This is a genomic window from Halomicrococcus pelagicus, assembly GCF_051917725.1.
Taxonomy (GTDB): domain Archaea; phylum Halobacteriota; class Halobacteria; order Halobacteriales; family Haladaptataceae; genus Halomicrococcus.
In genome coordinates this window covers 1-808 of sequence record NZ_JBQBLX010000014.1, presented here as the reverse complement: position 1 = coordinate 808, position 808 = coordinate 1, and the positions used below count along the sequence as shown (strand labels likewise).

Sequence of the window (808 nt, the reverse complement as noted above, 5' to 3'; positions counted from 1 at the left end):
CGTCGACCCGCCCGAGGACGGTGATGTAGCCGTCGTCGTCGATTTTCGCGCCGTCCTCGGGGAAGTACACCCAGTCGTCGGGGTCGTCGCTCTCGGTGTCGGAGTACTCCGCCCAGTACTCCTCGACGTAGCGGTCGTCGTTCTCGTAGAGGGTGCGGAGCATGCCCGGCCAGGGCTTGTCGACGGTGAGGTAGCCGGCGCGACCCGGCTCTACCTCCTCGCCCGTCGTGTCGACGACCTTCGCGTCGATGCCCGGCAGGGCCGGGCCGGCCGAACCGGGCTTCATCGTCCCGACGCCGGGGAGGGTGGTGACCATCATGCCACCGGTTTCGGTCTGCCACCAGGTGTCGACGATGGGGCAGTTCTCGTCGCCGATGTGCTTGTAGTACCACTTCCACGCGCGCGGGTTGATCGGTTCCCCGACCGTGCCCAACAGTCGGAGCGAGGAGAGGTCGTGCTGGTCGGGGTGCTGACTCCCCCACTTCATGAACGCCCGGATGGCCGTCGGCGCCGTGTAGAAGATGTCGACGCCGTACTCCTCGACGATCTGCCAGAGGCGGTCCTTCTCGGGGTAGTCCGGCGTCCCCTCGTACATCACGCTGGTGGTGCCGAGCGCGAGCGGTCCGTAGACGATGTAGGAGTGGCCCGTAATCCAGCCGATGTCCGCCGAACACCAGTACGTGTCGTCGGCCTCGATGTCGAGGACGGTCTGGGAGGTCCAGGCGACGTAGGAGAGATACCCACCGGTGGTGTGTTTGACGCCCTTGGGCTGGCCGGTCGTGCCGGAGGTGTACATCAGGAAGAGCAT

Annotated in this window: 1 protein-coding gene; it reads right to left on the bottom strand. The window is 66.2% G+C overall.

Annotated features, from left to right (window positions below):
- Positions 1-808: AMP-binding protein (locus ACTF4R_RS21145; protein ID WP_440010623.1), on the bottom strand; the 808-nt coding region annotated here is incomplete at both ends.